Origin of the sequence: Nocardia sp. NPDC004604, from assembly GCF_040609795.1 — a bacterium.
In the GTDB taxonomy this organism is placed as follows: Bacteria; Actinomycetota; Actinomycetes; order Mycobacteriales; family Mycobacteriaceae; genus Nocardia.
On the sequence record NZ_JBEXLC010000007.1, the window covers coordinates 31897 to 49645 of the forward strand.

Below are 17749 nucleotides of genomic sequence, written 5' to 3' on the forward strand. Positions count from 1 at the left end.
CATCACCTCCCATATACGCGTTCGCCCGGAGGCCAGCGAGTAATCGTTACCGGGAGGTACGAGACGCGACCCGAACCGTCCGGCTGTCGATGGACCAGCGAATGGGCCAGGAATCGCTGGTCGTTCCTGGCGGGGAAATCGGTCCGTTGGTGCGCACCCCGGGATTCCTCCCGTGCCAGCGCGCAGGCGACGATGCATTCGGCCACATCGAGCATGCAGGACAGTTCCAGCATCGCCACCAGCTCGGTGTTGAACGCCCGGCTGTGATCATCGAGGCGAGCGCGGCCGAATCGATCGCGAAGCTCGCGCACCTTGTCGGCAGCCTCGGCGAGGGAGTCGCCGTCCCGGTAGATCCCGGCACTGGTCTCCAGCGTCTCCTGCATCTCGGTGCGGATGTGGGCGATGCGTTCGGAGCCCTCGGCATGTCGGGCGAGGCCTCGTTCCAGCCGGTCCTGTTCGGCGTGGCCGCGTGCCAGGACCGCCGATGTCCGGCGGGCGGTGGCCGAGCTCGCGTAGTCGGCAGCGGCACGACCGGCTCGCGCACCGAAGACCAGCAACTCGGGCAGGGAATTCGAACCGAGCCGGTTGGCGCCATTGATACTGACGCAGGCGACCTCTCCGACGGCGTACAGGCCCTCCAGGGGTGTGGCGCCGTGGATGTCGGTATGGATGCCGCCCATCATGTAGTGCACGACCGGGCGCACCGGGATCAGTTCCCGCACCGGGTCGATGTTCTGGTACTTCGAGCAGAGCTCGCGCACGAACGGCAGTTTCGTGTCGATGAGATCGGCACCGAGGTGGCGCAGGTCGAGGTGGACGACGTGTCCGTACGGTGTGCCGATGGTCCGGCCCTTGTCGAGTTCGTGCACGAAAGCCTGTGACAGCCGGTCGCGTGGCCCGAGTTCCATGCTGCGCATCACCGGCACCGGTGATGGCGTCCCGAGGTCGTAATCCTGCAGGTAGCGGTAACCGTCCTTGTTGAGCAGCCAGCCGCCCTCCGCGCGCGCCGCCTCGGTGATCAAGATGCCCGTGAACGGAAGGCCGGTCGGGTGATACTGGACGAACTCCATATCTTTGAGCGGCGCGCCTGCCCGGTAGGCCAACGCCATACCATCACCGGTGTTGATATTGGCGTTGGTGGTGAACGGATATACCCGGCCACAGCCACCGGTGCACACGATGACAGCGCTGGCGAGAATGGTTTCGACGCGTCCGGTGGCCAGTTCGATGGCTACGATGCCGCACACCTTGCCGTCGTCGATGAGCAATGTCGTGGCGAACCATTCGTCGTATCTGACGATGTCTCGATACGACAGTGCGGTCTGGAACAGGGTGTGCAACAAGTGGAAACCGGTCTTATCGGCTGCGAACCAGGTGCGGTTGTTCGTCATGCCGCCGAACGCCCGTACCGCGATGTGCCCGTCCGATCGGCGGCTCCATGGACAGCCCCAATGCTCCAGCTGCAGCAGCTCCCGCGGTGCTTCCTCGACGAAGGCCTCGACAGCGTCCTGGTCACAGAGCCAATCGCTGCCGGAGACCGTGTCATATGCGTGTTCTTCCAAGCTGTCGCCGGGACCGGCGACAGCGGCGGCGCCACCCTCGGCGGAGACGGTGTGGCTGCGCATCGGATAGACCTTGGAAACGATCGCGATACTCAACCGCGGGTTGTGTTCGGCGATGGCGATGGCCGCACGCAGGCCCGCGCCGCCCCCGCCGACGATCACGACATCGTGAGAAGCGGTCATGGTGCACCACCATCGTGGGTCAGGCCTCGAAGTCGGCGCTGCGCTCGTCCATCAGGACCTTGCCGTCATGGCGGACCGTTTCGATCCGAACGCAGCCGTCGTGGTATTCGTGCCGAATCTTGCGGCAGCCACAGTCGTAATGCAGATCGTCGATAACCAGGCCCGCTTCGTCGTCTTCGCGGTGGCGAGCCCCGCCCCTCAGTTTCCCGCATGGGGCGCGTTCGATGCTGAACTGCTCGGTGATGCTGAGCATCTCCCACCTCCCGGCGAACCGGTGGCACACCTTACTGACCGGTGTAAATACCTAAGCGTACGCGCATTGCATCGAGGTCGCAGGCGGCGTTCCGGCTCTGGCGGACATCGCCCACCTGCACCGACGCGTCGTAAACGAACCGATCCGGTGACGAGCCCGGACGGGCTCCGCAACTCGAGTAGTCGCGTACTCGATACGCCGCGGCCGAATCGAGCAACGATGACTGCACGTTCTATTGGCGCCCCGGGCCGGGTTCCTCTCGATCGAACGGGACCCGGCATCAACGCAGCGCCATCGGGTTCTTTTCCGAGGTAGATCGAGTTGAAAGGAAATGACATGACTTCCCCTTGGGCAGTGGTGCTGTGCCGATTCAGCGATACGACAACGCCGCCGCCGTTTTCCCGTCAGCGGTTCGAAGAGCTGTTCACCAATTCAGGTGCGGGCAAGTTCAATATGGTGGACTTCTTCCGCGACATGTCGCATGGCTCGCTCGATCTGACGGCAACAAGACTCTTGGGCTGGTACAGCCTGAAGCAGAAGTTCTCCGACTTTCCCCCAGCACACCGTGATGACGTCATCGCATGGGGCCGCCAGGCCGCCTTGGACGCACACGAGGATCTGGCACCGTATGGGAACCGGATCCTTGTGATCACGCACCCGGCAACTGACCTCTTCGGTGGTGTGAGTGGCGCTATCTCCGGTGACGGCAGAGACTCGGCCGGGATGTCCTCACTGTCGCCGAGTCTCCTCGGGCAGGAGATGGGCCATGTTTACGGGCTCGACCACTCCTGGTTCGGCAGTACAGAATACGGGGATCGGTGGGACATCATGAGCACCCGCAATTCCTCCATGGCGGCGCATCCATTCTTCACCGACCTGGATGTCAGAGGTCAGCCGATCTTCCGCATCGGGCCCGGGCTGAACGCCGCCAACATGTACGGCAGAGGCTGGCTCGATACATTGCGAGTGTGGCAGGCGGCGCGTGCGGAATACGCCACGGTTGTCGAGCTGCGACCGCTGCACCGGCGTGACCTACCGGGTTATCTCTGCGCCCGCGTCGGCCCATACTTCTTCGAATTCCGTGTCGATGAGGGCTGGGACGCTGGCATTCAGGCTCCTGCCGTGCTGGTGCACGAGTTCGACTTCAATCGGTCGAATCTCCTCACCGCCACGAACGGTAACGACAATCTCCAGAAAGGTGACCAGTTCGTGCGTGGCGACCCGCACGAGCCAACCAGGCAGACGGCGCTGGTGCAGGTCAAAGTTGTCGACATCGACAGGGCGTCTCGGGTGGCAACACTGGAAGTTACCCAGCGGCCGGACAGCCGGCCGGTTGCCGGGCCGGGCCGGGTCATCGTCGGCGTGGAAGATGACGGCGGCGGAGTGATCGTGATCGGCGGAAAGGTCGTGAAGATCCCACCCCGATCGCCGGTGTACGCAGTCGTCGAAGAGCTGGCTCAGCTGCAGCAGGCCGGCTCGCTCGCCGATGCAGCCGCGCGTGACGTCGTGCATCGCAACTCGATTCGTGCCGTCGCGTCGCTTATGAACGACGAACTGTCGAGGATGGAATCGCCGAGTGTTCCGTTCAGCACGCGAGAGGTGCTGACCGAAGCGCAGATCTCAACATCCTTGGCCCGCTCAGTGGAGTCGGTGGACAGCTGATCACAACGAGGGCTATTTCGTTTCCGGCAAACGCTTTTCGACGGTTTCGAGGGCAGCTGATAGGCGTTCGCGCGCCTCTCGGGCGACCGCGTGCAGTTCGGGCTGGTCGGTGCGGTGCAGCAGCTCGCCGCACAGCAGCAATACCGGGTCGGCCGCCTCGACGAGTGTGGTGTCGTCGTCCGTGCGCACCACGACATTGCAGGGCAACAACAGACCGACTCGGGGATCGGCGGCCAGCGCCCGTTGCGCGAGGACCGGGTTGCAGGCGCCGAGAATCAGATACTCGTCCATCCGGATGTCGAGCTTCGCCCGCAGCGTGGCGCGCATGTCTATCTCGGTCATGATGCCGAATCCCTGCTCGGCCAATGCCTTTCGAAGCTCCGAGACGGTAGCGGCGAACAGTGCGGGCACCCGGATGGCGAGGGCGGCTGCGACCGGCCTGCGGATCTCGGTCACGAGATCACCGGGTCGTACCGCCGCCTCCGGTGCGATCAGATACACCTCGGTCGGCGGTCCGACCGGCTGATAGTTCGAGGCGCGGATCCATTCGTCGAGCGCACGGTAGGCGTCGCCGATGCGTTGATAGTCGCCGCGGTGTCTGGTGCTGGCGAATAATCTCGGCTCGAGACGGCGCAGGCTGACTTGTTCAGCAATGTCATCGAGTGCGCCGTCGGCCACCGGTAGGCCGAAGTCCACATCCGTGGTCATACCTGGTCCGAGCATGCCCAGATACGTCGTCGAGGGGGCTCCGGCCGGGGCCAGGCCGGTGCGCTCGGCCAACTCATAGAGGGCCCGCATGCCCGCGCGGACATCGTCGCCAGCATGGTCGGCGCGCACGGTACGGCGCAGTTCGAGCATGGCAGTGGTATTCGATTCGACGACCGTGACCCGGTACGACATTGCGCCTCCGCCGATCTCAGGACCGGTGCGCGGAACGGTCGAGTTCAGTGTGGGCCAAGCGATCGGCCCAGGCCCGCGCGCGTTCCAACTCGCCTGCGGTGAGCGGGCCGAGGGTACCGTCGACGAAGAAGTCCTGTGGCGCGTCGGCCAACTCATATCCCAAGCGCCGCAACCGTTTTCCGGCACCTCGCGCGGCCGATCCCGGCAGCCAGGACGGTTTCGCCGCCTTGGTTCCGAAGGCCGCGGCCCGCGAGCCCGGTGGCACCGGCAGCGCCGCGTCCAGCCATTCCCGCATACCGATGTCGACTGCGACCGGCGCCTCGGTCCGTGTCGCCGCGTCACGCCGTGTTCGGGCCCGGCTCATCCCGAAGGCATGTGTGGGACCGCCGACCACCAGCAGATCCACCATCGGCTCCGGGCGCTGGGCGGCGGCCACCACATCAAGCACCTCGACCTCACCGTATTCGCTCAATCCCGTTGCGATTGCCTTGGCAATGGCTGCGGTGTTGCCGAACATCGATTCGTAGACGACCCGGGCCCGCATTTCGCTCTCCTCTGCCTTCTACCTGCGGAAATTCCTTCGCCCCCGACGCTACGTCCGCGCAGGGCACGCGCATAGTGCCCAACTGACGCACGCCGAGGGACTTTCGGCCATCCCGCACGGACCGCGCCATGCTGGCCCGTGTTCGCTGGTGCGACTGCGGGCGGCCCGGCCGCAAACCCGGCGTCCGGCAGTTGATTCCGACCTCCGCGCATTCCTCGTGGCGACGAGCCGGATGAGAATTGGCGCTCAGGCCGCGCGGATCTCCAGTACCTCGTCGAGCGGGCGCCGTGGCGTCGGACTGGGGTCGGTATCTTCTGGTGCGGTGCCGATGCGGACCACGACCTGTGGTAGATCCGGTTGGGGGATCAGATCGGTGATCACTGATCGGCTGGTGGCGAGTTCGGTGATGTGCGTCAGTGCACAGGTGGCCAGGCCGCGTGCGGTGCATTCGAGGAGCAACTCCGACAGCGCCTCGCCGGTATGCAGCCACTGCGCGGGTGTCTCACCGAGGGTGCTCAGCACCACCAGCCGGGCCTTGTCCTCGAGATCGCTGCGGCGCACCGAATACGGCGCGGATGGGAAGGGGCGCCCGACATCGACCCTGGCCGCCTCGGCATCCGATACCAGCGCAGCCACCGGGACACCTTCCCGAGTGTCCGAATGCCCTGTCCACCAATGTAATTCGGTTTGATACGGCATGTCATAGCGACGCAGCGCGGCGGCGTGCTCGGCGGCCGCGGCCAGCCGCGGCCGGTTGCTCTCGGCAATCTCGTCGACCGACACATGGTGTGGCCGCGCCAGTTCGCGCACCGTGGCGAGCACATCGAGCCAGCCGGGCGGCGCCAGCATCGGCAACCGGTCGGTGCGGCGCCGGCGGATGGCGCGGATCCTGGCGGCGGTCGTATTCAGCGCGCCGGGCCACGGCCGAAACTCGAGGGTGGCCAAGTGCCCGGGCACATTCGGATCCGGGAATCGGGTGGCCTCGGCGAACCAGCCCATCGACATGAAGGCCAGGCGCGCGTGGTCGAGCACGGCACCGCAGCTGATCACCAGTTGTCTGCCGAGCGGGTCGGCCGAGCGCAACAGCCTGTCGGTATCGCTGTGCAACTGCAGTCGCGCACCGTCGAACACCCAGCGCCATGGCTGAGTGTTGTGCACCGATGGGGCCCGACACGCGAGCATCAGCGCCAATCGCACGTCCCCCGGATCGGGTGTGCTCGCACGGTCGCTTGCGTTCATGCTTCGAGTGTCGACGCCGACAACAGCGACCGCGACAGGCATTGCGCACCGGATCCAGGGTCCATGGTCACAATCGGCGCGAGTCGGCTCGCGCCGCGGCGTCGAATGTGATTCTCGCGGCTCCGAAGTTGGGGCATTCGGTCCTGGGTTGCCGGGGACCTTCGCCCCTGGGCGGCACCGGGCCGCGGTGGTGGCATGGGGAGCCGACGCCGGCGGACTCATCGAGAAGGAAAGGTAGGCAACACCAATTGACGCGTGAGCTGACCCAACGCGAGATACTGGCCGAACTGGAGCCGATGGCCGAGGAGTGCGTGCACCGGCACCTGTCGATGTCCAAGGATTGGCATCCGCACGACTACGTGCCATGGGATGAAGGCCGAAACTTCGCCGCCCTCGGCGGAATCGATTGGGAGGCCGATCAATCCTCGCTCAGCGAGGTCGCCAAGGCCGCGATGATCACGAATCTGCTCACCGAGGACAATCTGCCCTCCTATCACCGCGAAATATCCGAGAACTTCTCCCGCGACGGTGCGTGGGGCACCTGGGTCGGCCGGTGGACCGCCGAAGAAATGCGCCACAGCACCGTGATTCGCGACTATCTGGTGGTGACCCGAGGCGTCGATCCGGTCGCGCTGGAAGAAGCCAGAATGGTGCATATGACCAACGGCTTCTCGTCCGGAGTCAGCGACGCCGACGTGGACAGCGGTGCCGGATTCTTGCATTCGGTTGCCTACGTGAGCTTTCAGGAGTTGGCCACCCGGGTCACCCATCGCAATACCGCCCGAGTCTGTGCGGACGCGGTCGCCGACAAGATGTTGCAGCGCATCGCCGCCGACGAGAACCTGCACATGATCTTCTATCGCACCATGTGCGGCGCGGCACTGGATCTGGTGCCGGATCAGGCGATCGAGGCGATCGCCAATATTGTGCAGAACTTCCGGATGCCCGGCGCCGGAATGCCGAACTTCCGCCGCAACGGCGTACTCATGGCCAAGCACGGTGTCTACGACCTGCGCCAGCACCTCGAAGAGGTACTGCAGCCGGTGCTACGGCAGTGGAATCTGTTCGGCCGAACCGATTTCAGTGCGCGCGGTGAACAGGTTCGGGAACGGCTCGCCACGTTTCTCGAAGACCTGGCACAGGTGCAGATCCCGCGTTTCGAGGAACAGCGCGACCGCGCTCTGGCTCGCGAACGTGCCCGTGTCTGATCGACCGGCCACCGCCGTGGATCCGCCGACCTCACGGCGTGGCTGCTCGAGGTCGGTTATCGATCATCGTCGCGACATGGACGCAACCGGACACCGTCGAAGGCCCGGCGCCGGGCAACCCGCCGAGGGGACTCGCGTCACGAGTCCTGTCCGGCCGGGCGGCTCATTCCGCGCCGTTCCCGGTCCAGGGCCGCGTAGCGGCGGGCGCACCGTACCCGGCCGACACCGTAGCTCAAAAGCGTTGCGCCACTCCAGATTGCGACGAGCACCGGCATGCCGATAACGATTCCGTTGTCAGCGGCGTCAGTCGGACGCACCGGTGGGGTGGTCGCTTTGCGATCGCCGTTGAGCCACACCTGCACCTCATCACCCGGCGCGGACTTGTCGGGCACCTCGGTGGTCGTCGTCCCGGACCGTCGATGCTGGTCCCACCGCACTGTCGCCTCGAATCGTGCGGCGGCCGCCCCATATGCGTCGACGGTCACGACTCTTTCCGGAGACATCGCGGGCACAGCGACTTTTGTCGCGTTCTCGGCCCGGATCCGGCTTGCCACGGCGGTGTAGCCCGCGGTGCCCGCCACACCCGCGGCGGGCACCGCGATGAGCCTGACAATGATCGCGAACAGCCACACCTCGCCTCGATCCGATCCGACCTATGCATCAGCGCAGCGCAGCGCCACGGTCGTCGCCGCCACCAACGGATCGGCAATGACGGGTATTCCGACATATTGATACCTCGGCCGTGGTACCCACATCGCCCGGTTGAGTACTTTCGGCTGTCGCGTCGGGTTCCGCGGCGCACAATGCTGGAACGGTGCTGGCACGTTTCCTTCCGGGGCTGCGGCAATTCGATGGCTACCAGCGGGCGTGGCTCCGGTCCGACGTGGTCGCCGGTATCACCGTGGCCGCATATCTCGTGCCACAGGTGATGGCTTATGCGACGGTGGCGGGTCTGCCGCCGGTGGTCGGGCTGTGGGCGGCGATCGGGCCACTGGCGGTCTACATCCTGTTCGCTACCTCGCGGCAGCTATCGGTGGGGCCCGAGTCGACAACCGCTCTGCTCACCGCGGTCGCACTGGCCCCGCTCGCGCTCGGCAATCCGGGCCGCTACGCGTCCCTCGCGGCGGTGCTCGCCCTGCTGGTCGGCGGGCTGTGCCTGATCGGTGCGGTGGCCCGGCTCGGCGTGCTGGCCGACCTGCTGTCCAAACCGGTTCTGGTGGGATATCTGGCCGGTACCGCGGGGATGATGATCGTCGGCCAGCTCGGGCGGGTGACCGGTGTGCCGGTCGAGGGGGAGTCGTTTCTCACCCAATTGCGTTCGTTCGCGACACAGCTGGATCACTGGCATTGGCAGACCAGTGTGCTCGCCGCGGCAGTGCTCGTTGGACTGCTATTGCTGTCCTGGCGGGCGCCGCGAGTGCCAGGACCGCTGTTGGCGGTGCTACTGGCCGCCGCGGTGGTGGCGATGTTCTCGTTACAGCGGTACGGCATCGAGGTGATCGGGTCCATCCCAGCCGGGATTCCGGTGCCCGGTCTGTCCGATGTGGCGGCCGGAGATATCGCGCAACTGATTCTGCCCGCGGTCGGCATCGCCGTGGTCGGCTTCTCCGACAATGCGCTCACCGCGCGGGCGTTCGCGGCCCGGCACGGCGATCATGTCGAGGCGAATACCGAACTCGCCGCGCTGGGGGCGACCAATGTGGCGGCCGGGCTGCTGCACGGTTTCCCGGTGAGCTGCAGCAGCAGCCGGACCACGATCGCGGATGCCATGGGCGCCCGCACGCAGCTGTATTCCATTGTGGCACTGGGAGGTTTGTTCGCCGTGCTGCTCGGCGCGCGGGGTATCCTGGCTTCCTTTCCCAAGGCGGCGCTCGGTGCGCTCGTCATCTACGCGGCGTTGCGCTTGATCGATCTGGTCGAGTTCCGGCGGATCGCCCGGTTCCGACGCAGTGAGCTGGTGCTGGCGCTCGGCACGGTCGTCGCGGTGCTGGCGCTCGGCGTTCTCTACGGCGTGCTGGTGGCGATCGCGTTGTCGATCTTCGATCTGCTGCGCCGGATCGCGCGGGCCCACGACGCCATTCTCGGGTTCGTTCCCGGGCTTGCCGGCATGCACGACGTGGATGACTATCCGGAGGCAGAACTGGTTCCCGGAGTCGTGATCTACCGCTACGACGCACCCCTGTGCTTCGCCAATGCCGAAGACTTCCGGCGGCGCGCTCTCGCGGCGGTCGACTCGTGCGCCGAGCACGGCGGGCGGCCGGTGCGCTGGTTCGTGCTCAATGCCGAGGCCAATGTGGAAGTGGACCTCACCGCGCTCGACGCGGTCGAACAGCTTCGATCGGAGCTGGCGGCGCGCGGCATCGTCTTCGCCATGGCGCGGGTCAAAAAGGACCTGCGCGACGACCTCGACGCCGCAGGATTAACCGCCAAAATCGGCGACCAGCACCTCTATCCCACCCTGCCGACAGCGATCGAAGCGTTCCGCGCCGACCGTGATGGGGGGTCCGAGGACCCTAATGGTCTATGACTTTCGTCTCTGCCTACAGATCCGACCGCGCGGGATGCTCGAAGGTGTGTTAACGCCGTCGATAGAGGTGCCACAGATGTCTGCCGCCATCCCGCTCCATGACTCGTGGACCCGCCTCGTCCGGCTGTGGTTGCTGCTGCTGCGGAGCCCGCGTAGGCCGATGCGCCTATTGGGTCGATACGAAACACTGCTGCGAATCGTCGTATCGCTCGCTGTGGTTCTCGCCGTGCCGGTGGCGGCGGCGATCGGCACCGCCGCCTACACCTCGCAGGCCGCCCGTATTCAGACCGAACAGGCGACGAAATTCGTGGTCGATGCGACGGTCACGACCCCGCCGGTATGGACTCCGGCACGTCGTTTCGAGGCGACGGTGCAATGGAACGACAACGGCCGAGAAGGTATCGGGATCTTGCCGGTGCCCCGCAGTGCGGCCCTCGGCAAGGACGTGCCGGTGTGGGTCGGACCCGACGGCGCTCCGACGTCCGCCCCACCGCGCCTGGCCGCGGCAGCCTTGGCCGGTCTCGGCGCGAGCTTGGTGGTACTGGCCGGTATCTGGTTGAGCGCATGGCTGCTGCTGCGCGGCGGGGGCTGGCTGCTGTCTCGGCATCGGAGCACCGGATGGGCCCAGCAGTGGCGCAATCTCGGTCGCCCGGTCGCCGAGGAATGCCCGTGACAGGCGGATCCGTTTCGCATACCACAGCACTGGATAAGCCGATCCTCGCGGCAGTCGACGGGTCGGCGAACTCATATCAGGCCGCGGCCTGGGCAGCCGTCGAAGCCGCGCTGCACCACAGGCGCCTGCATATCCTCACCTCGGTAGCGATTCCCACCGGCTTCGGGCCGGGTGCGCTGCTCACCGACGACGATACGGAGTGGCTGCGTCGCGACGGCGAGCGCATCGTCACCGAGGCCACTCGTGTGGCGCGAACCGCCGCGCCGGGGGAAGACCTCGCGATCACCACCGAGGTGACGTTCGAACTGGTCCCGATGACGCTGATCGATCGCTCCACCCATGCCGGAATGCTGGTGGTCGGCAGCCGAGGCCTCGGTGCCTTCCAGCGTGGGCTGCTCGGCTCGGTCAGTACCGCCGTCACCCATCACGCGCACTGCCCGGTCGCGGTGATCCACGGAATATCGGCGATCGACGCGGTGTCGGCGACCCAGCCGGTGCTGGTCGGCGTCGACGGGAGCGCCAACAGTGTGCCAGCGGTCGAAATCGCCTTCGAGGAGGCCTCCCGCCGCAAGGTCGACCTCATCGCCCTGCACGCCTGGAGCGACACCAGCGGATCGGACCTGCCCGCCGCTGGGTGGGATGCCGCCCACGATGTCGCCGAGGCACTGCTCTCGGAGAGCCTCGCCGGCTTCGGCGAACGCTATCCGGACGTAGCGGTGCACCGGATCACCGTGGCCGACAGGCCCGCCCGTGCACTGCTCGACCGATCGGGGAACGCCCAACTGGTTGTCGTCGGTAGTCACGGCCGCGGCGGCTTCTCGAGCATGCTGCTCGGCTCGACCAGCAACGCCCTTCTGCATGCGGTCGAGGTCCCGGTGATAGTCATTCGCTCACGCTGATCGGGCCCGGTAGCAGGTCCCGCGCAGGATCGTTGTGTGGCATCGCGGCCCTCCCGGGCACTCCGAATTTCGTAGCGCCCAGCCTGCGATTCTGGGATCCGGGCGGATCAAGCGTCGGCGACGCTCGGGAGGTTCGGGGCGCAAACCGCCTCGACGAACTCGCCGACTGTCGCCTCCGACAGGTGTCGTGCCAGGTCGGCCTCGGTGATGATGCCGGCAAGCAGGCCGTGTTCGGTCACCGGGAGCCGCCGGATCCGAAATCGTTCCATGAGTGCCACCACATCGTCGATATCGGTATCGATTTCGACCGTGTGCAACTCGTCGGCACCCTGTGCCATTTCACCTGCGGTGGTCGTCTTCGGATTCGCGCCGACCCCGACGACCTTGACGATGATGTCGCGGTCGGTCACGATGCCGACGGGACACCCCTCACCGTCGCAGATCGGCAGCGCTCCGACGTCGTACCGGAGCATGCGCTGCGCGGCGGTGTCCATGGTGTCGCGCACGCCGATGCGTTCCACGTCGGACCGCATGATGTCTTGGGCTGTAGTCACGATGGGCCTCCTTGTGGCTGGTTTCGGCATCTCCGCTCATCGTTCGATGGTGGCGTTGTGGGCGAGCAGGGCCGAAGAACATGGCCAGGCTTCTGCGGCTCGGCGATGACGTACGGGTCAGGCCCGCCGCATCCTGTACCGGATCTCCGGTCCTCATAGAATTGTCGCCGAAAAGGCAGGTCGCATGTTCGATAACGGCAACTGGCTCGCCCGAATCACCGCTACCACCGCGCCCGGCTCGGTGGTGCTGATCCTGTTGTCGGCGCGGTCTCTCTTCGAGGGCATCCTGAAGTTTCTGCGGCCGGATGCGCTCGGCACCGGCCGGTTCGACAAGATCGATATCCCGGCGACGACGTTCATTGCCCCACTCGACGGGTATTCGAAATCGCCGGGGCCATTGGTCACCCGCTGGACAGGGCGATCGGCCCTGCCGACGCCGCGCGAGTGGGCGCACAGTGGTGCTACCTACCGGACCGGTCCGCAGTATGCGCCGGTTCGCGATGTCGAGGAGATACCCGAGATGATGTATCGGTACGACCACGATCTCGATGGGTGGAGCTACGCCTGGACCCAGGCTTGAGCCGTGGACGCAGGCGAGCAGACCGCGCAATTGATCGACGCGCGCCGATATGACGCGGTGATCTTCGATATGGACGGTGTGGTCACCGACAGCGCCTCGATGCACGCCGCGGCGTGGACCGAACTGTTCGATGACTTCCTGGCCGCTCGCCCCGCCGGGCCCGGGCAGGATCACTCGCCGTTCACCGCAGCGGACTACCAGCGCTTCGTCGACGGCAAGCCGAGATACAGCGGTGTCGCGGATTTCCTCGCCGCACGCGGTATTTCGCTGCCCTGGGGCGATCCGTCCGATCCGGAGAATGCCGACACCATCTGCGGCCTCGGCAACCGGAAGGATCATCTGTTCCGGGATCGGTTGGCCCACAGCGGCGTTCCGGTCTTCGAGTCCACCGTCACATTGGTGCGTGAACTGCACGACGCGGGGATCGGTACCGCAGTCTTCTCGGCCAGCCGCAACTGTGCCCAGGTGCTCGCGGCGGCCGGGATCGGGGACCTGTTCGCGGTGCGCGTCGACGGCATGGCCGCCGAAAGCCTGGGGCTGCCGGGAAAACCCGATCCGGCCATGTTGGTCGAGGCGGCTCGGCGGCTCGGCGCCGAGCCGGGCCGGACGGTCGTCGTCGAAGACGCCGAAGCGGGGGTCACGGCCGGTCGGCGGGGCGGTTTCGCCCTGGTGATCGGTATCGACCGAACCGGGCATGCCGATCAACTGCGTTCGCACGGCGCCGATGTCGTGGTTGCCGATCTGGCCGAGGTACGGGTGCGCGCCGGGTTCCGGCGCATGTCGGAGATTCCCGATGCGCTGGAATCCTGGCCCCGGATATCAGCCCTGCTCGATACCGCGAATGTGGCCGTGCTGATGGACTTCGACGGAACGCTCGCCGATATCGTGCCCGATCCGGACACCGCCGCCCTCGTCGAAGGCGCAGCGGCCGCGATCACCGAACTCGCCGGTGTTTGCCCGGTTGCGATCATCAGCGGTCGCGATCTCACGGATCTGCGGAAACGGGTAGGGCTGGACGGGATTTGGTATGCGGGCAGCCACGGCTTCGAATTGCTCGATCCCGACGGCGGCCACCATGTACACGACGCGGCACCGGCCACCGAGCACGCCATCGCGGCTGCCGCAGACGAGCTCACCCGTCGAATGGCCGATACTCCCGGAATTCTGGTGGAGCACAAGCGATTCGCCGTCGCCGTGCACTATCGCAATGCCGCGCCGGAGGTTGCGGCCCGCGTGATCGGAGCCGTCCACGCGGTCGCGCAACAGTCCGGACTTCGCATCGCCAACGGTCGCAAGGTGACCGAGCTGCGCCCCGATACCGACTGGGACAAGGGTCGGGCGCTGGATTGGATCCTGGATCAGTTGCCCCGCCCGGAGCTGCCGATCTACCTCGGCGACGATCTCACCGATGAGGACGCCTTCGACGCCGTCGCGGCACACGGCATCGGAATCGTGGTGCGCCACAGCGAGGATGGCGATCGGCGCACAGCAGCACGGTTCGCAGTGGACGGTCCGGGCCGAGTCAGGAAACTCCTCGACCGGCTGGCCGGGACCATGCACCGCGAATCCGATGCGGATGCGGTCGATGCCTGGACACTGGCCTTCGACGGCTATGACCCCCACACGGAGAAACTCCGCGAAGCACTCTGCACGGTCGGCAACGGCTACTTCGCCACGCGAGGTGCCGCACCGGAAGCACGGGCCGGGGAGCACCACTATCCCGGGACTTACGCAGCCGGTATCTACAACCGGCTCACCGACGAGATCTCCGGGCGCACAGTCGCCAACGAGAGTCTGGTCAACCTGCCGAACTGGCTGCCGGTGTCGTTCCGGATCGAGGACGGCGACTGGTTCGATGTCGATACTGCCGAATTGCTGTCCTATCGGCAGGAACTGGACCTGCGTCGGGCGGTGCTCACCCGCCGCTTTCGGTTCCGCGATGCCACGGGCCGGATCACTGCGGTCGAGCAGCGACGGCTGGTCGCCATGCACCGGCCGCATGTCTGTGCGCTGCAGTCGACGGTCGTCGCCGAAAATTGGTCGGGACGCCTGGTGATCCGCTCGGCGCTCGACGGGGCCGTGCGCAATTCTTTGGTGGAGCGTTATCGGGGGCTGTCCAGCGATCATCTCACCGTGGTCCAGGCGAGGAAACTGTCCACGGATTCGGTATTGCTGGCGGTGCAGACCAGCAAATCCGGAATTCCGGTGGCGCTCGCTGGGCGCAGCAGGATCCTGCGGAACGGGGAAATCATCGACCGGGCGGGGGAATTCGTCGAACCAGATGGAGCGATCGGACATGATTTCACCATCGAAGTGACCGCCGGGGCGGGCGTCACCCTGGAGAAGATGGTCACCATCTGCACCGGACATGATCACGCGGCTTCGACGCCGGAGGAGGAGGTCGTGCGCTGGCTGAGTGTCGAGGGCGGGTTCGAGCAACTGCTCGGCGGCCATATCGCAGCCTGGGAACGCCTGTGGGACCGGCTGTCCATCGAACTCGAAGACCGCAAGAACGCGGTACGTGTCCTGCGCCTGCACCTGCTGCACCTGCTGCAGACGCTCTCGCCCAATACCGCCGACCTCGACGTCGGTGTCCCAGCGCGCGGATTGCACGGTGAGGCGTATCGCGGACACGTGTTCTGGGATGAACTGTTCGTCTTCCCGGTGCTGAACCTGCGGTTTCCTGCCCTGACCCGCGCATTGCTCCGGTATCGCCACCGGCGGCTGCCCGAGGCTCGACGCGCGGCACACGAGAACGGTTACGTCGGAGCGATGTTCCCATGGCAGTCCGGCAGCGACGGGCGCGAGGAAAGCCAGCAGTTGCATCTGAATCCACGATCCGGGCGGTGGAATCCCGACCCGAGCCAGCGGGCGAATCACATCGGTATCGCGGTTGCCTACAACGTGTGGCAGTACTACCAAGTCACCGGCGACCGCGAGTTTCTACGCGAATGCGGTACCGAGATGTTGGTGGAGATCGCCCGGTTCTGGGCCAGCATCGCCACCTATGACACAACCCGGGACCGCTACCGAATCCGGGGTGTGATCGGTCCGGACGAGTTCCATTCCGGCTATCCGGCAAGGCCTTTCGACGGCATAGACGACAATGCCTACACCAACATCATGGCGGTCTGGGCGATCCGGCGCGCGCTCGACGCCCTGGACCTGCTCGCGCCCCGGGAACGCGCCGAATTGCTGGAAACCCTCGGTGTGGCGCCATCGGAGCCGCAGCACTGGGCAGACGTCGGCCGCCGCATGTACGTGCCGTTCCACGACGGCATCATCAGCCAGTTCGAGGGCTACGACCAACTGGCCGAACTCGATTGGGCGCACTACCGGCAACGGTACGGCGACATACAGCGACTGGACCGAATACTCGAGGCGGAGGGCGATGACATCAATCGCTACCGGGCCGCTAAACAGGCCGACGTGCTGATGCTGTTCTACCTGCTGTCCTCCGACGAATTACGGGAACTCCTTGCAGAACTCGGCTACGACCTGCCCGCTCCGATGATCCCGCGCACCATCGACTACTACCTTGCCCGTACCTCACACGGTTCGACCCTGAGCAGCGTCGTCCATTCTTGGGTGCTGGCCCGCGCCAACCGGGACCGCGCCATGGAGTTCTTCGATAGCGTCCTCGAGTCCGATATCGGTGACATCCAGGGCGGCACCACCGCCGAGGGCATCCACCTCGCTGCAATGGCGGGCAGCATCGATCTGTTGCAACGCTGCTTCACCGGACTCGAAACCCGTAGCGATCGTTTGATATTCGCACCACACTGGCCGCCCTCCCTCGGCGCGCTGACATTCCCGATCACCTACCGCGGCCACCGACTCAGAATCCGGATCAGCGGTGCAGGCATAGAGGTCCGATCGCAACCGGGAGATCTGCCCCCCATCCAGATCGAATGCCGAGGCCAGCTCGAACACCTACCCCCCGGCTGGACCTTCCGAGTCCGCCCCTAGGGTCTGTGTCGAAGTGAGTGAGGGCGGGTCTGGTGGTCCGCCCTCACTCGTTTCTGAGCCATTGGTTGATCGCGGCGATGTGGACGGTGGCCAGGTAACGGACGGCGAGCTTGTCGTACCTGGTTGCCACTGCCCGATGCTGTTTGAGCTGGTTGATGCCCCGTTCGACCGCATTTCGGTTGCGGTAGGCGATCGGGTCGAACGCCGGTGGTCGGCCGCCGGTCGCACCGCGGTTGCGGCGATGGGTGGCTTGGTCGGTCGGGACCGGGATGGTTGCTTTGATTCCGTGCCGGCGCAGCCAGTCCCGGTTACCGCGGCTGGAATAGGCCTTGTCGGCCAGCACCCGATCCGGCCGCACCCGCGCGCGCCCACCAGCAGGCTTAGCGACCTCGATTGCGTCGAGCACGGTAGTGAACTGCGGGCTGTCACCGGCCTGACCAGCGGTGACCAGCATTGCCAGCACCCGGCAGCCCTGCTCACACGCCAGATGCAACTTCGTCGTCCAGCCACCGCGCGAGCGGCCCAAACCATGATCGGCAGGCTCGGGCCCACTGCCATCGCCCGGCGGTTCGGCCCGACCGCCGCCACCGCGGCGGGCACCGGCGGCGTGCTGATGGGCTCGCACGATCGTCGAGTCCACACTTACCTGCCACCCGATCGCACCCGCCGCATCGGCGAAGACCTGCAACAACTTCCAGATCACAAGCCACACCCCACCGCGCTGCCAGCGCCGGAACAACCCGTAGATCGCCGACCATGACCCGTACTGCGGTGGCACATCGCGCCACGGGCAACCGACCCGGGTCCGCCACCGGATCCCATCGATGAGCTGTCGTTTCGTCCATTGCGGCGGGCGGCCCGCCTTCTTGTTCCGGGGCAGCAACGGCTCCAACCGCGCCCACTGGGCATCGGTCAGATCCGCTCGCCCCGCCACCGCTACGCTGTTCACGAGGTCTCCGGTCAGGTCTCCGGTTTTTCTTGGTCGTTAAACCACCT

15 protein-coding genes and 1 pseudogene are annotated in these 17749 nt (G+C 66.0%); 7 read left to right on the plus strand and 9 right to left on the minus strand.

Going from position 1 to position 17749, the window contains the following annotated elements; translation table 11 throughout:
• Positions 1-2: 2 nt before the first annotated feature.
• Together frdA and ABZW16_RS05090 are read right to left on the minus strand one after the other, a co-directional pair.
• The gene (frdA, locus tag ABZW16_RS05085; RefSeq protein WP_354952344.1) at positions 3-1745 is read right to left on the minus strand and encodes a fumarate reductase (quinol) flavoprotein subunit; all 1743 of its coding nucleotides are present in this window, start codon (positions 1743-1745) and stop codon (positions 3-5) included.
• Between the two features lie 19 nt (positions 1746-1764).
• On the minus strand, positions 1765-1998 hold the full coding sequence (locus ABZW16_RS05090) for a hypothetical protein (RefSeq protein ID WP_354952346.1): 234 nt from the start codon (positions 1996-1998) through the stop codon (positions 1765-1767).
• Positions 1999-2334: 336 nt separating this feature from the next.
• On the opposite strand from ABZW16_RS05090, the gene ABZW16_RS05095 reads away from it, so the two are divergent.
• The gene (locus ABZW16_RS05095; RefSeq protein WP_354952348.1) at positions 2335-3660 is read left to right on the plus strand and encodes a hypothetical protein; all 1326 of its coding nucleotides are present in this window, start codon (positions 2335-2337) and stop codon (positions 3658-3660) included.
• Between the two features lie 12 nt (positions 3661-3672).
• Here ABZW16_RS05095 and ABZW16_RS05100 read toward each other — a convergent pair whose 3' ends face one another.
• The 4 genes and pseudogenes from ABZW16_RS05100 to ABZW16_RS05115 form a co-directional block, all read right to left on the minus strand.
• Positions 3673-4077 (minus strand): DUF302 domain-containing protein, encoded by a 405-nt coding sequence (locus tag ABZW16_RS05100; protein WP_354952471.1) that lies wholly within the window; start codon positions 4075-4077, stop codon positions 3673-3675.
• 27 nt (positions 4078-4104) lie between these two features.
• Positions 4105-4560, minus strand: a pseudogene (locus tag ABZW16_RS05105) (GyrI-like domain-containing protein); the annotation flags it as partial.
• Between the two features lie 16 nt (positions 4561-4576).
• Positions 4577-5104, minus strand: a complete 528-nt coding sequence (locus ABZW16_RS05110) for a flavodoxin domain-containing protein (protein WP_354952350.1) — start codon at positions 5102-5104, stop codon at positions 4577-4579.
• Between the two features lie 246 nt (positions 5105-5350).
• The gene (locus ABZW16_RS05115) at positions 5351-6343 is read right to left on the minus strand and encodes a hypothetical protein (RefSeq protein WP_354952352.1); all 993 of its coding nucleotides are present in this window, start codon (positions 6341-6343) and stop codon (positions 5351-5353) included.
• Positions 6344-6591: 248 nt separating this feature from the next.
• Between ABZW16_RS05115 and ABZW16_RS05120 the strand changes: the two genes are divergently transcribed.
• The gene (locus tag ABZW16_RS05120; RefSeq protein ID WP_354952354.1) at positions 6592-7551 is read left to right on the plus strand and encodes an acyl-ACP desaturase; all 960 of its coding nucleotides are present in this window, start codon (positions 6592-6594) and stop codon (positions 7549-7551) included.
• Positions 7552-7688: 137 nt separating this feature from the next.
• Here the strand turns inward: ABZW16_RS05120 and ABZW16_RS05125 are convergent, their stop codons facing one another.
• Complete coding sequence (locus ABZW16_RS05125; protein WP_354952356.1) at positions 7689-8183, minus strand: hypothetical protein; 495 nt, start codon at positions 8181-8183, stop codon at positions 7689-7691.
• Between the two features lie 182 nt (positions 8184-8365).
• On the opposite strand from ABZW16_RS05125, the gene sulP reads away from it, so the two are divergent.
• The 3 genes from sulP to ABZW16_RS05140 all read left to right on the plus strand — a co-directional run bounded on the left by sulP (position 8366) and on the right by ABZW16_RS05140 (position 11650).
• Entirely contained in the window at positions 8366-10078 is a 1713-nt protein-coding gene (gene sulP / locus ABZW16_RS05130; RefSeq protein WP_354952358.1) for a sulfate permease, read from the plus strand.
• A gap of 76 nt (positions 10079-10154) precedes the next feature.
• Complete coding sequence (locus tag ABZW16_RS05135; protein WP_354952360.1) at positions 10155-10751, plus strand: hypothetical protein; 597 nt, start codon at positions 10155-10157, stop codon at positions 10749-10751.
• On the plus strand, positions 10742-11650 hold the full coding sequence (locus tag ABZW16_RS05140; protein ID WP_354952362.1) for a universal stress protein: 909 nt from the start codon (positions 10742-10744) through the stop codon (positions 11648-11650). Before ABZW16_RS05135 ends, ABZW16_RS05140 begins: the two co-directional genes overlap by 10 nt.
• A 107-nt stretch (positions 11651-11757) precedes the next feature.
• Here ABZW16_RS05140 and ABZW16_RS05145 read toward each other — a convergent pair whose 3' ends face one another.
• The gene (locus ABZW16_RS05145) at positions 11758-12204 is read right to left on the minus strand and encodes a CBS domain-containing protein (RefSeq protein WP_354952364.1); all 447 of its coding nucleotides are present in this window, start codon (positions 12202-12204) and stop codon (positions 11758-11760) included.
• A gap of 184 nt (positions 12205-12388) precedes the next feature.
• On the opposite strand from ABZW16_RS05145, the gene ABZW16_RS05150 reads away from it, so the two are divergent.
• A complete protein-coding gene (locus ABZW16_RS05150; RefSeq protein WP_354952366.1) occupies positions 12389-12784 on the plus strand; it encodes a hypothetical protein in 396 nt (131 codons plus the stop codon).
• A 3-nt stretch (positions 12785-12787) separates the two neighbouring features.
• A complete protein-coding gene (otsB, locus tag ABZW16_RS05155; RefSeq protein ID WP_354952368.1) occupies positions 12788-16753 on the plus strand; it encodes a trehalose-phosphatase in 3966 nt (1321 codons plus the stop codon).
• A gap of 43 nt (positions 16754-16796) precedes the next feature.
• Here otsB and ABZW16_RS05160 read toward each other — a convergent pair whose 3' ends face one another.
• Positions 16797-17702, minus strand: coding sequence for an IS5 family transposase (locus ABZW16_RS05160; protein ID WP_354952370.1), 906 nt, complete (start codon positions 17700-17702; stop codon positions 16797-16799).
• Positions 17703-17749 lie beyond the last annotated feature (47 nt).

Bases quoted from the DNA above. Each gene is read 5' to 3' on its own strand.
- ABZW16_RS05150 (WP_354952366.1), top strand. From the start codon at position 12,389: ATGTTCGATAACGGCAACTGGCTCGCCCGAATCACCGCTACCACCGCG.
- ABZW16_RS05110 (WP_354952350.1), bottom strand. From the start codon at position 5,104: ATGCGGGCCCGGGTCGTCTACGAATCGATGTTCGGCAACACCGCAGCC.
- ABZW16_RS05135 (WP_354952360.1), top strand. From the start codon at position 10,155: ATGTCTGCCGCCATCCCGCTCCATGACTCGTGGACCCGCCTCGTCCGG.
- ABZW16_RS05090 (WP_354952346.1), bottom strand. From the start codon at position 1,998: ATGCTCAGCATCACCGAGCAGTTCAGCATCGAACGCGCCCCATGCGGG.
- ABZW16_RS05095 (WP_354952348.1), top strand. From the start codon at position 2,335: ATGACTTCCCCTTGGGCAGTGGTGCTGTGCCGATTCAGCGATACGACA.
- frdA (WP_354952344.1), bottom strand. From the start codon at position 1,745: ATGACCGCTTCTCACGATGTCGTGATCGTCGGCGGGGGCGGCGCGGGC.
- ABZW16_RS05140 (WP_354952362.1), top strand. From the start codon at position 10,742: ATGCCCGTGACAGGCGGATCCGTTTCGCATACCACAGCACTGGATAAG.
- ABZW16_RS05115 (WP_354952352.1), bottom strand. From the start codon at position 6,343: ATGAACGCAAGCGACCGTGCGAGCACACCCGATCCGGGGGACGTGCGA.